Source organism: Flavobacterium shii, from assembly GCF_025847235.1.
In the GTDB taxonomy this organism is placed as follows: Bacteria; Bacteroidota; Bacteroidia; order Flavobacteriales; family Flavobacteriaceae; genus Flavobacterium; species Flavobacterium shii.
On record NZ_JAOZEW010000011.1, the window covers coordinates 89,328 to 102,847 of the forward strand.

Sequence of the window (13,520 nt, forward strand, 5' to 3'; positions counted from 1 at the left end):
TTGTGAAAAACTATACTGTAAAATTATATCAGGAAACAGATTATGAAAAATGGAATGACTTCATCGGTCAAGCCAAAAATGCGACTTTCTTGTTTCATCGTGATTTTATGGAATATCATAAAGACCGATTCGAAGATTTCTCCTTATTAGTTTATGAAAATGAAAAATTAGTTTCAGTTTTACCTGCAAATAAAGTTAATGATGTCGTTTATTCTCATCAAGGATTGACTTACGGAGGTTTGGTTTATGGTGAAAAAACTAAGCTTGTTTCGGTTATTGAGATTTTTAAAAGTATTTTGATTTTTATGAATGAGAATGCTATTGCAAAATTACATCTGAAAACGCTACCATCTATTTATCATTTAAAACCTGCCGAAGAAATTCAGTATGCTTTATTTTTAGCTGAAGCAAAATTGATCCGTCGGGATTCACTTTCGGTTTTAGATTTATCTCAGGAAAACAAAATCGCTAAAATTAGGAAAAGAGGGATTCAAAAGGCTATTTTTAATAACTTAATAATTAAAGAAGAAGATAATTTTGAAAGTTTTTGGAATGAAATTCTAATTCCGAATTTAGATAAAAAACACAAAGCAAAACCAGTTCATACTTTAGAGGAAATAAACTATTTAAAAAATATTTTCCCAAAGAATTTCCGTCAATTTAATGTGTATTACAATGATAAAATAGTAGCAGGAACGACAGTTTTCGAAAGTAAGAATGTTGCGCATTGCCAGTATATTTCTAAAAACGAAAAGCAGGATAACCTGGGAAGTTTAGACTTTTTATTCGAGTTTCTGATAAAAGAAGTATTTGCTGAAAAACGTTTTTTTGATTTTGGAATATCCAATGAAAATCAAGGAAAAAAACTGAATGAAGGATTATCGTATTGGAAAGAAAGTTTTGGCGCGGGTACAATTGTCCACGATTTTTATGAAGTAGAAACTATAAATTACGATTTATTAAACAACGTTTTATTATGATTTCCTTTTTAGATCTAAAGAAAATAAACGAGCCGTACAAAAAAGCATTTCAGGAAAAAATGGAAGCTGTTTTGGATAATGGCTGGTATATTTTAGGAAAAGAAGTCAAAGCATTCGAAGCATCTTTTGCTGAATATTGTGGTGCAAAACATTGTATTGGAGTAGGGAATGGGCTGGATGCTTTATCGCTTATTTTTAAAGCATATATCCAACTAGGTAAATTACAAAAAAGAGATGAAGTTATAGTTCCCGCAAATACTTATGTCGCGAGTATTCTAGCTATTTTACAAGCAGATTTGGTTCCGGTTTTGGTCGAGCCAAAATTAGAAACATATAATATTGATCCAGATTTAATTCAAGAAAAAATCACACCAAAAACCAAAGCGATTTTGGTGGTTCATTTATACGGACAATTAGCCGAAATGGATGACATAAATGATATTGCAATTCGAAATAATCTTTTAGTAGTAGAAGATGCAGCACAATCACACGGCGCAATCGGCAATCAGCAATCGGCAATCGGCAATGAGCAATCAGCTGTAGCGTATAGTTTTTACCCAGGGAAGAATTTAGGAGCCTTAGGTGATGGCGGTGCAATTACAACAGATGATTCTGAGTTGGCTAAAGTTTTATTTTCGCTTCGTAATTATGGCTCAGAAACAAAATATTATAATGATTTTGTTGGTGTAAATTCGAGATTAGACGAATTGCAAGCCGCATTCCTGAATGTAAAATTACCAAACTTGAATGCCGAAAATGAACAACGAAGAAATATTGCAAAAAGATATTTGAGCGAGATAAAAAATGAGAAAATAATACTACCGATTGTGTCATTGCGAGGAACGAAGCAATCTAATCATGTATTTCATTTATTTGTTATTAGAACTCAAAAAAGAGATAATTTACAAGCTTATTTATTAGAGAATGGCATTCAAACAATGATCCATTATCCAGTTCCTCCACATAAACAAAAGGCATTTTCTCCCGAAACTTCGGGATGGAATAATCTATCTTTCCCAATTACCGAAAAAATACATAAGGAGGTTTTGAGTTTGCCAATAAGCCCCGTTTTGACTGATGAAGAGGTGAGTTTTATTATTGAAATTATTAATAGATACTAGCTTGAGTTTCATTAAAAAATATACCCAGACCAATCTGTTTAAAATAACCTCTTTAAATAGTTTGAGTGTAGTATTAAAAATTGGTATTGGATTAATTACGTCAAAATTATTAGCTGTTTTTGTTGGTCCTAGCGGAATGGCATTAGTTGGAAATCTTCGTAATTTTTTGACTTCATTGGAAAGTATTTCAACATTGGGATTCCAAAGCGGAATTGTAAAATATGTTGCTGAAAATGAAAAGAATGAAACAGAAATTCAAAAAATAATTGCCACAGTTTTTATCACATTATTACTAGTTGTACTTATTTTAAGCGGACTTTTATTTTTTCTAGCCTCGTTCTGGAATAGTAGAATTTTCGGGAGTAATTTTAAATTTTCATTAGTATTCAAAATCTTGGCTTTGGCTTTACCTTGGTATGCAATTTCGATTTTTTTTGCCTAAATTATCAATTGCAAAAAGCAATCAAGAGACAAAATTGATATTCTGGAGCTATTATAAAACGATTTTGCCTGTTTTTATTATTGGTGTTACTGTAATTTATTTTTTACGGTTTTTTATAATAAAGCTACTTTTTACATCCGATTTCCTTCCTGTGGAGAGTTTGTTTTTCTGGCAATTATTAGGAGATGTTTTTAAGGTTTGTTCTCTTATTTTGGGTTTTCAGTTTTTTGCTAAAAAAATGACCGTTGCCTTTATAATCTCAGAGTTGCTTTCTCTCGCCGTTTTATATTTTTCAAGTCTATATTTTATACAGTTTTTTAAAATAGGGGGAGTTGTTATGGCTCAGGCTTTGGATAATTTTCTTTATTTGGTTGTGCTTTGTGTGTATTTTAGGAAGAGTTTAGTTTAGTTAATTTTTTCTTAAATTCCCTTCAGTTTATTTGATTTTATTCAATACTTTTGCGCGAATTAATCTATAAGAAAACGCAAGAAATGAAACCATCTTTTACTCTTTTATTTTCAGGAATATTTATATTAAGCAGCATAACTATAAAAGCACAGATAAGTACCTCGACAGGCGGTTCCGGAAGTGTTTTGCCAAACTCACCAACTTCTAATAGTAACGTAGGAATAGGAACAACTAATCCTTCATTTTATCAACACGGCGGAAACAACAAAATATTAGAAATTAGCAATCCTAATGTTATTATAAATTCACAGTCTCACATTGTAATTTCCTCAGGATCTGTCCAGCCAAGTACCTCCATAGGTAGTCTCACTTGGGCATTGCCAAATACAACTTCTCTTAATAAAGGAGTTGCATATTTAGGAGTTGTAACGGCACCTAATTCTACAAGTTCAAATCCTTCTTCCTCTATTTTATTTGCAACACGAAACGCAACTTCTGATAATTGGAAAGAACAAATGATAATAGCTAATACTGGTAATGTTGGCATTGGTACTTTAGCCCCAACTGCTATATTAGATGTCAATTTGCCTCTACCTACTACGGGAAGATATAGTTCTCAAAAATGGTCTACCATTAATCCGGAATATAATCTAACATTACAAACTATTTGGAATACTGGCGGTATCAATCAGGAATTTATCCAACGTTTTAACGGAGTAGATTACACTTCATTGGCCTTTTTTCAAGGCAATGTAGGCATAGGAACTACAAACCCAACTGCAAAACTAACCGTTGCTGGAGATATTAATGCGCGTGAAGTACGAGTAACGGTAAATGCGGGAGCTGATTTTGTTTTCGAAAACGAGTATAATTTACCTTCATTAACTACTGTGGAAACTTACATTAAAGAAAACAAGCATTTACCTGAGATAGCATCTGCCAAAGAAATGCAGGAAAGCGGTATTAATCTATCTGAAATGAATATCAAATTATTGCAGAAAGTAGAGGAATTAACACTTTATACAATCGAGCAGCATAAAGAGAATACTGTTCAGTCGAAAAAAACAGAAGAATTAGCACTTTATTTAATTCAGCAAAATAAGGATATGGAAGAGTTAAAAGCTCAAATGAAAAAAGTATTAGAGAATAAATAAAAACAGTAAAACGATTATATCATGAAATATTATTTAATACTAATCCTGCTAGGATTTGCAATAACTACAAGGGCTCAGAAAAAAATCACATTCGAATATGATAATGCAGGCAATCAAACAAAAAGAGAATTATGTTTAACCTGTACCAGTAAAAATGCGGATGAAGTACCCAAAGAAATTGAAGCATTGGTCGAAGAAGACCTGCTGAAATTCTCACCGGAAGACGTCGTTTCTTATTATCCTAATCCAGTTAGGGAAGAATTATACTTAAAGTGGCAGCTTGTTAATGATAATTATGTTTCTTCATTGATGGTTTACAATTTTAATGGGCAAGTTTTACAAACATTCTCTCAATCGGAAAGAAATAATACACAAACAATTCCATTTCAATCGTATCCTTCTGGAACTTATCTGGTTGTTCTCCTGTATAATAATGGAGAGCAAAAGACAATAAAAATTATCAAGCAAAAATAATATGAAGCATTTTTACTTTACTCTTATATTTTTAAGTTTATCTTTTTTTGTTAATGCACAAGGGACTACACCTACTGGAAATTCCACAGAAGTTGGCGTAACCGAAGGTGAATTATCAGTCTCATTATCTGGGAGTGCTACTTATTCTATTCCTATTGCAGTGCCGTCTGGAATCAATGGAGTAGTTCCTCAAATCAGTTTGGTTTATAATAGTCAGGCTGGTAGTGGTATTGCAGGTGAAGGTTGGGGTATTTCCGGGGTATCTAGTATTACTAGAATTCCTTCTACCAAATTCCATGACGGTATAATTGATGCCGTAGATTTTGATTCATTAGACCGTTTTGCTTTTGATGGGCAACGATTAGTTGTAAAAAGTGGCACTTCTGGAGTTTATGGAGCAAACGGAACAGTATATGAAACCGAAAGATTTTCAAATGTAAAAATCACTTCTTATGGAGTGAATCCTTTAGGAGCTAATTATGGCCCGGCATATTTTCAGATAGAATATCCCGATGGTTCAATAGCACAATATGGGAATACATCAGAGTCACGTTCATTATTAGAATGGTCTATAACTTACTGGCAAAACCCTCAGGGAGTAAGAATAAACTACTCATACGTAACTACAAATAATACGCTTCGATTAACTGAAATATCTTATGGAGGTATGGGGGCTCCTGGAAGTAACATATTAAATTCCATTCAATTTAATTATATTTCGAGGTTTAACCCTATTGAAATTTATGTAGGAGGACAAAGTATAATTAACAATTATAAATTAGATGTAATTAGTATAAAAAACTTTGCAGCTGGTTTTAGAAATTATAAATTGGAATATATCAATAATAGTGATTTATTATCTAAAATAACCGAAAAATCAGGAGACAATATTTTAGCTTATAATCCAACAGTTTTTACTTATAATAGTACTAAGCACGACTTAGTACATAGTAATTTAACGGCAAAACTGAGTGTAGGAGATATTACTGCTCTTGATTTCGAAACGGTTAGTGGTGATTTTGATGGAGATGGTAATATGGACTTTCTACTATATCCCAAAATTGGACCAGATGCAAAAAAAATGTATTATTTGTTTTCAAATATTAAATCTATTGCGAATATTCCTGTAAATATGGGCTATAAGCATATGGTAGGTTCTTTTGAAACAATATTTCCTGTTTCATGGTTAAGTTCTCAAAATAAATTAATACCAATGCAAGGTTGGTGTACAGTAGTTATAAATCCAACAACATTTACTACTTCATTTAATAATTATTCTATTGGAACCCCTATTTATGGACAAGGAGGGAAATCATACGATTTTCCAAAGCTGATATATTTTTCAGAAGACCCAAGTGCTCGTTGCAATAATCCGAGGCCGCCAACGGAATACCAAGAAAACATTCCAAAAGAATATGTTAGTGGAGATTTTAATGGAGATGGAATTACTGATGTCTTGGTCATTGAGAAAAATATGGATTATAGTTACTATGCTCCATGTGATATTAATGGAAACTATGTTTATTATAATACTACCCGTAAAAGCAATGCTTTTTTTGTAGATTTAGATAGTCGAAAAACTATAGATTTTGTTTCTATTACAAACAATCTAAACATCGATGCAGCAGAACAGTTGCAAGTAGCAGATTTTAATGGGGACGGAAAGGCTGATTTGTTAGTATTCAAATCTGGATCTGTTAGGGTGTTTTCTTTAAACGATGCTAATAAATTAGAGTTATTGTTTACAACAACAGATACAGCTATACAAATTGACAAACCAATTTTAGTAGGGGATTATAATGGTGATGGGAAATCTGATTTTTTAATTCCATCGGCTTCAGGATCTGATGTTTGGAATAAATTTACTTCTACAGGAACTGGTTTTGTAAAACTATCAAGATCGTTGCAAGGAATAACTTTCAGTACTAATACTTCATTAAAAACAAATAGATATATAGCTTCTGATTATGATAAGGATGGAAAAACTGATTTAACAAATATAGTTGTGAATAGAAATCAAACCGATACAAGCGGATCAATTTCCATGACTTGTTTTAGAAATGTTAATGGATATATATCTGTAACTGATTCAAGGACAGTATATACTACTTCAGATGTTGCTATTGGAATTAATACTTTGCCTATTTATCTTCCTTCTAATAATAAAAATACTCATAATGGAGTACTTACATCGATATTTGATGTTGCTTTTATAATTAATGATAAAATTCAATATTTCTATAATACGAAGAATAGTATTACGGATAAGGAATTGAATTCAGTTACTATTGGAAATGGAGTTAAGAAAATAATAACTTATCAACCACTAGATGCTAATTACAATGGAGGTTATGATGCAGTATACCGATCTAGTGACAACATAGAAAGTTATCCTGGTATTGATATTGTAATTGCGCCCAATTTTAAAGTAGTTTCTCAACTGGAAAAGCAAAGTAGTGCAGGATCCTCTAAACAATCATTTAAATATTATGGAGGCGTTTCGAATGTAGAAGGACTTGGGTTTTTAGGTTTTCGTTCCACGATGAGAACTAATTGGTATAATGATCCTTCTAAAATTATCTCTAGTATTTCTAGGTTTGATGTGGGGCAAAGAGGAGCCAATACTGAAAATTATACAGTATTGGGATTACATGATCCTTTAAAGACTACAAGAACTGATCAAACTCCTAGGGTACTCGTAAAAGAAGGAGATTATACAGTAACCAGTACAGATAATTTAATTGCGACACAAAGAATAATTTTAAAACCGAATACCTGGATAAAATCTGGAAGTACTTTTACTGCAAAAATCAATGCAGATGCAAATTCAGCTGGTGACTCACCTACTGAATTCATCGTAAAATCAATACTTACCTACGAAAGTGATGTATTGCCTAATAAAGTTTTTAAAATTCAAAATACTAATAATAAACAATATAATGGTTTAGAGAATACGAATAGTGAAACTAATATTGTTTATGACGATAATAATAATCCAACTCAATCTACTACCGTACTAAGAGAGAGAGGAACAACTATACAAACCACTGTAGCTAATGTAGTTTATGAAAATCAAACGACTACTAGTCCATATTATATAGGAAGAACAAAAAGCAAATCCCAAACTGTGATAAGTTCTGGTGATAGTATGAATTCAAGTGAGATTTATGAATACGGCTCGGGATCTGAAAGTAATTTGCTAAAGACAATCCAAAAATATGGCAACAACACGAGTGCCATTATCGAAACAAATGGGTATGACACTTTTGGAAACATCACAACAAAAACGATATCGGCATCAGGTGTCACAGATAGAAAAACGAGTTTCATATACGATCCCACAGGTCGTTTCTTAAAAGAAAGTACAGATATTGAGGGATTCAAAACCGCATTTGATTACAATCCCAACAGTACACTAAAGTCTGAAACTAAGCAAACGGAACTTGGTATTTGGAACAATGCACTTGTAACAGGCTACGAGTATGATTCTTGGTTTAAGAAAACCACAATTACCGATTATTTAGGTAAAACACATACTTATGCCTATATACGACAAAGCGAAAAAGCCAAAATCACACTCACAGGAAATACGGACGATAGTTATAGTGAAGAACTATTTGATGATCTGGGCAGAAAGATACGTAGTGGTATAAAAGACATTCAAGGCAATATGTCTTATAAAGATTATAAATACGATATTTATGATCGAAATTTTAGTGTAAGTGAACCTAATACCGGTAGTCCATTATGGAATACCACTTTATATGATGTGTATGGTCGTCCCGAAACTATCACAGACTTTAAGGGGAAGGTATTGACAATAAAATATGATAAACGAACAACTACTGTAACTGATGGCAGTACAGGTCAAATCAAAATATCAACCAAAAATGCCATGGGTAATGTTATTACCATGCTTGAAGCCCCAATAGGTGGTACCGTAAATTATAGTTATTTTGCCAATGGAAACCTTAAGGAAACCAATTACAATGGGAATAAAATAACTATGACACAAGATGGTTGGGGACATAAAACCAGTTTAACAGATCCTTCGGCAGGTATGTATACATACGAATATAATGCTCTTGGCGAGAACACACAAGAAACTACTCCAAATGGCACAACTACGTATAAACTGAACGATTGGGGTAAACTTGAAACAAAAACCATAGTAGGCAATAATACCAACAGCACTACTCAATATCTTTATACACCAGACAGCAAATTGCTCCAAAAAACGATTTACACAGATACTGGAGATGCAGGTAAAACAATTATTACTGATTATACCTACGACGCAAAAAAACGTTTGGAAACAACTAGCGAAACCACAGGGTACGGTGCAGTTTTCACAAAAAAAATAGAATACGATGCTTGGGGCAGGGTTGATAAAGAAATTAATACGGCAACTCTAAACGGAAAAAGCAGTACTACTAGTATACAAAAGGAGTACAAAAATGGCTTTGCATATAAAATAAACGAAATAAAAAATGGACAAATTACCAAAACTCTTTGGGAGACAACCGAGATAAATGCCAGAGGACAGTTAACCAAAGCGGCATTAGGTAACGGAATTGTTATAAATAATGCATACGATAGTTATGGATACGTAACCAATATGAAGCATACTTTGGGTACCGTAACCACCATGGAATTAGGTACTAATTTTGATAGCCAACGTGGGAACCTCAAGTGGCGTAAAAACAGTCTTTTTGGTAATGTAACTGAAAATTTTAATTACGATACCCAAGATCGACTTACAGAATTCCCTAATGGATTAGGTGTACAAGAAAGTCAGGCTTATGAAGATGATGGACGTATCAAGTCTAATACGTTAGGAGTATATAATTATACCAATACGGGTAAAAAATACCAAAATACCTCTATAACATTAACGCCTGAGGCTTTACCTTATTATGAGACTAAGCCTTTGCAAACTGTTAGCTACAATACTTTTAAGAGCCCTGTAGAAATAGTAGAAGAGGGTATAGATAAAATAAGTTTTGTGTATAATGACAACAACAACCGTAGTGTTATGTTTTACGGAGGATTAGGACTTAAACAAACCCGAATCTATCGTAAACATTACAGTGCCGATGGTACTATGGAGATTAAGGAAAATACCCAAACAGGAGCTGTCGAGTTTGTAACTTATTTAGGTGGAGATGGGTACTCTGCACCAGTAGTTTATAAAAAAACATATAATAGCGCAGGAGCAGCTCAAGAACAAACATTATATTTGCACAGAGATTACCAAGGCAGTATCTTGGCAATAACCAATGAAACAGGAGTTATTCTTGAAAAAAGGCAATTTGATGCTTGGGGTGCTATTATAAAAGTACAAGATAGTGCCGGTAATATATTAAACGGTCTTACTATTCTTGACAGAGGTTACACGGGGCATGAACACTTGCAAAGTGTAGGTCTTATACATATGAATGGACGTTTGTATGACCCAAAATTGCATCGATTCCTACAGCCTGATAATTTTGTGCAAGACCCTGCTAATACCCAAAACTTTAATCGTTACGGATATGTGTTAAACAACCCCCTGAAGTATACTGATCCTAGTGGGGAGCTCAAAATTAATTGGAATGATATAGTTGCCGCTGTAGCAATAGCTGTTGGAACGGTTTTATCTGCAACTGGAGTAGCAACGGCAGTAGGAGCTGTATTAATTGGGGCAGGAGTCGCACATTTTGGTGCTACTTATGCAGAATATACTAGAACTGGAGATTGGAACGCTGCATCAAATAATGCTGGCATTAGTTTTAGCGCAACCATAACAACAGATTTTGGTTATAATAATTCTAAAGATGCGGCGAATGGTGTTGCTCAAAATGGATCTATTGTAAAACCTAAGACTGTAAATAATGATGGAGAAGATCAAGGTAATGGAAGAGATAATTTTAGCACTATTTCTAATTACACAGGGTTTATTGGCGATATAGGGGCTACGGCTAATTTTAATGGTAGATATTATTTTTCAGACATGGATAATACTTATTTTGATTTGAAAAACTTTTCTAAATGGGGAGGCTATTTAGGTACTGCTGCAAATACCTATGGTATAAGTACAGGAATATATGATGTTTATAATGCTAAAAATCAACAAGAAATGGATTTGGCAACAGCATCTTTAACATTTGATGCATCGGTAATTGCAGTATCTAGATACTATCCAGTTGTTGGTATTGGAGTAGGTACATTACGTATAATAGGTGATTCTGAAGTATATCATAATGCTCAATATGAAGGAAAACGAGAGGCTTACTTCAAAAAATATGGAAGCTACCCAAATGGAGTTAATCAAACAGCCATTATAAGTCAAAGCTCAGGAATGTATAGAGAATGTCCAACATGTCCTTTAAAATTTCGTTAATTATGAATATTTATAATTATGTTTTTTATAAAATGTTTAAATCTATTCATAATACAAATAAGATTTATCCTGAAATATTCACTTGTATGTATTTCTCAATATTGTTAAGTATTAACATATATACTTTTTTAATATTTTTAGATTTTAATATTACAAAATTAACAGTTATCTCGGTATTCATTCTTACTTTACTTATATTATACTTTAATTACCTGCATTTTTTAAAAAGAGATAAATACAAAGTAATTGTTGATGAATTTGAAGAAATTGATGAAATATGGATTGTTGAAAAATTAGTTTTTTTATACCCTCAAATAACTTTTTGTTTGTTATTTGTCTCTTTAAATATCAATTTTTGGCGTATAATTTTATTATTATTGGCAGTATCAATTACTGAAATTATATCTTTTTTAAAAAAATATAAGAGTTGATGTTTTGAAACCGCTGTAGCAATAGTAGCTGGAACTATTGTATCCTTTATACCAGGAGGTGCTGCTATTGGAGTTCCATTAATTGTGGCAGGAGTTGCACATTTTGGAGCTGCATATGCTGAGTATACTAGAACCGGAGGTTGGAACGCTGTATCAAATAATGCTGGCATTAGTTTTAGCGCAACCATAACAACAGATTTTGGTTATAATAATTCTAAAGATGCGGCGAATGGTGTTGCTCAAAATGGATCTATTGTAAAACCTAAGACTGTGGATGTTAAAGAAGATGATTTTAATCAGTATGGGGCTATTAATGCCTCTATGGGGATTTTAGGGGGAATTATAGAAATTGGTGTTGGTGGTGTGGGAGAAGGTGTTACTGCTGGATTCAGTACTGCACTAGTTGTTGATGGCTGGTATAGAGTTGGTTCCAACGGCGCTAGATTAGGAATGTATTTGGCAAATGAAAATTTGGCTGGAGATATTATTCCAAGTAATTCCGGAGCCTTAGCTGGAAAAATTATCGATGGGATGAATGGAACAAAAGCTACCGATGTTGGAAGAATGCAGTCATCAATGGGCTTTGCAAATGATTTAGGATTATTTGTTATTACAGGAGGAAATGGTAGTGCTTATTTGGATGCAAATGCATATCGGGATTTATATCATATTGGAATAATAGGGGGAAACTGGTATACAATTTATGATTATAAAAATACAGCAAAGGAATATAAACATAATAAATCAAAAAAGAAATAAAAATTATGAAGTATATAGCAAATAAGAACCTTGATCTCTGGTTCATAAATTGCCAAAGGAGGGAATCAAAAAATAGTATTTTCACAATTCTACTAATCCTCTTTATTGGGTTTGCTATATTGGCAGACCAAAGAGGTGATAAAATATTTGGTCTTTCGGGATGGACATTAATATCGTTATTCTTTTTTTACATTTTTATTCGAGCTAGTTTTATATTTAACAGAACTATAAAAGAGATTGAAATAAATGAGTTAGGGGTCGTTTTTAAAACTTACGGATTTAAGCTATTTGGGCTAATTCCTCTTACTGGAAAACGTGTGGCAACAGGGTATAGAGACTTGAAGTTTTCTCTTAAAGAATTTCCGTTAAAAGAAAATAAAAAAGCATTGATTATAGAATGTTATCTGATAGTAATAAAGGATGTCGAATATTACTTATTGCATAAAGACTTTGAGGATTCATTAATCCAAACTTTAGCAGATAAAATCCAAACTAAATAATATTCAGAAATGAAATATATTGCTAATTATAAACTTTTTGGATTGGTTAATAAGTTACAAAATTCAATCCTTTTTAATGGTGTTTCTACACTAATTTTTATTGTTTTTCCATGCACTTATGTTTTTTTTATATCAAATAGTAGCATAGCATTAGATAAATTTTGGATTTATGAAGTTGGATTAATTGTTATAAACATTATCACTTTTTTAAATTTTTACAAAAGAGGGAAATTACTAAACAGTACAATTCAAACAATTGATATTGATGAAGAAAATCTTATAGTAGAAACATATCCGTTTTATATCTTAAAATTTTGGTGTATGAAGAAAAAAATAAGAAGTGTAAAATTGGTAGAACTCACTTTTTTACCTGATACATATCCCTTAAAGGATAGGGATTACATTAGTGATCAATCTTGTTTTTTGGTTAAAATAAATGATAACTCTTTTTATTTTTTAAGCCACTTTTTTGAAGAGGAGATATTAAAATTATTGGTTCAGTCAAAACTAGATGAATCTGAGAGTGCTTTAAACGAATAACGACTAATAAGTGTTATTACTATTCTTCTAAGAGTTCTTTTTGAATAATTATTTTATAGAATGTGTTATGTAAAGCCCAAATTGCTCAGATATGCGCAACGATAGCGCTGATTTGTAATCAGTGCCAACAAAGGAAATCGCTATAAACAAGAAAACTTCGCAAATCTGCGAGGTTTTCTTGTTTATACTCCGATCTTGTATGAGTTCTCTTTAAATAATGAATTTATCAAATTTTAAGTATATGGAAATAAAAAATAATATGTACATTATACTCGTATTTTTAATGTGTAATTCATTTTTTTCTCAATTAACACATTTTACTAAAGAG

The 13,520-nt window shown here is 32.3% G+C and carries 9 protein-coding genes; all 9 read left to right on the top strand.

The annotated features are described in order from the left end of the window. Nucleotides 1–2: 2 nt before the first annotated feature. The 9 genes from OIU83_RS11655 (at nucleotide 3) to OIU83_RS11695 (ending at nucleotide 13,192) form a co-directional block, all read left to right on the top strand. Nucleotides 3–980 (top strand): GNAT family N-acetyltransferase, encoded by a 978-nt coding sequence (locus tag OIU83_RS11655; RefSeq protein WP_264206429.1) that lies wholly within the window; start codon nucleotides 3–5, stop codon nucleotides 978–980. After that, nucleotides 977–2,101 (top strand): DegT/DnrJ/EryC1/StrS family aminotransferase, encoded by a 1,125-nt coding sequence (locus tag OIU83_RS11660; RefSeq protein ID WP_264206430.1) that lies wholly within the window; start codon nucleotides 977–979, stop codon nucleotides 2,099–2,101. Before OIU83_RS11655 ends, OIU83_RS11660 begins: the two co-directional genes overlap by 4 nt. Before the next feature lie 61 nt (nucleotides 2,102–2,162). Then, the gene (locus tag OIU83_RS11665; RefSeq protein WP_264206431.1) at nucleotides 2,163–2,543 is read left to right on the top strand and encodes an oligosaccharide flippase family protein; all 381 of its coding nucleotides are present in this window, start codon (nucleotides 2,163–2,165) and stop codon (nucleotides 2,541–2,543) included. A 492-nt stretch (nucleotides 2,544–3,035) separates the two neighbouring features. Further along, the gene (locus OIU83_RS11670) at nucleotides 3,036–4,106 is read left to right on the top strand and encodes a centromere protein H (RefSeq protein WP_264206432.1); all 1,071 of its coding nucleotides are present in this window, start codon (nucleotides 3,036–3,038) and stop codon (nucleotides 4,104–4,106) included. A 21-nt stretch (nucleotides 4,107–4,127) separates the two neighbouring features. Beyond that, complete coding sequence (locus OIU83_RS11675) at nucleotides 4,128–4,580, top strand: T9SS type A sorting domain-containing protein (protein ID WP_264206433.1); 453 nt, start codon at nucleotides 4,128–4,130, stop codon at nucleotides 4,578–4,580. Between the two features lies 1 nt (nucleotide 4,581). Continuing rightward, nucleotides 4,582–10,962: an RHS repeat-associated core domain-containing protein gene (locus OIU83_RS11680; RefSeq protein WP_264206434.1), complete on the top strand. Its 6,381-nt coding sequence runs from the start codon at nucleotides 4,582–4,584 to the stop codon at nucleotides 10,960–10,962. A 515-nt stretch (nucleotides 10,963–11,477) separates the two neighbouring features. Continuing rightward, a complete protein-coding gene (locus tag OIU83_RS11685; RefSeq protein WP_264206435.1) occupies nucleotides 11,478–12,152 on the top strand; it encodes a hypothetical protein in 675 nt (224 codons plus the stop codon). A gap of 5 nt (nucleotides 12,153–12,157) precedes the next feature. Continuing rightward, nucleotides 12,158–12,652, top strand: coding sequence for a hypothetical protein (locus OIU83_RS11690; RefSeq protein WP_264206436.1), 495 nt, complete (start codon nucleotides 12,158–12,160; stop codon nucleotides 12,650–12,652). A gap of 9 nt (nucleotides 12,653–12,661) precedes the next feature. Then, the gene (locus OIU83_RS11695; protein WP_264206437.1) at nucleotides 12,662–13,192 is read left to right on the top strand and encodes a hypothetical protein; all 531 of its coding nucleotides are present in this window, start codon (nucleotides 12,662–12,664) and stop codon (nucleotides 13,190–13,192) included. The last annotated feature ends 328 nt before the right edge of the window (nucleotides 13,193–13,520 follow it).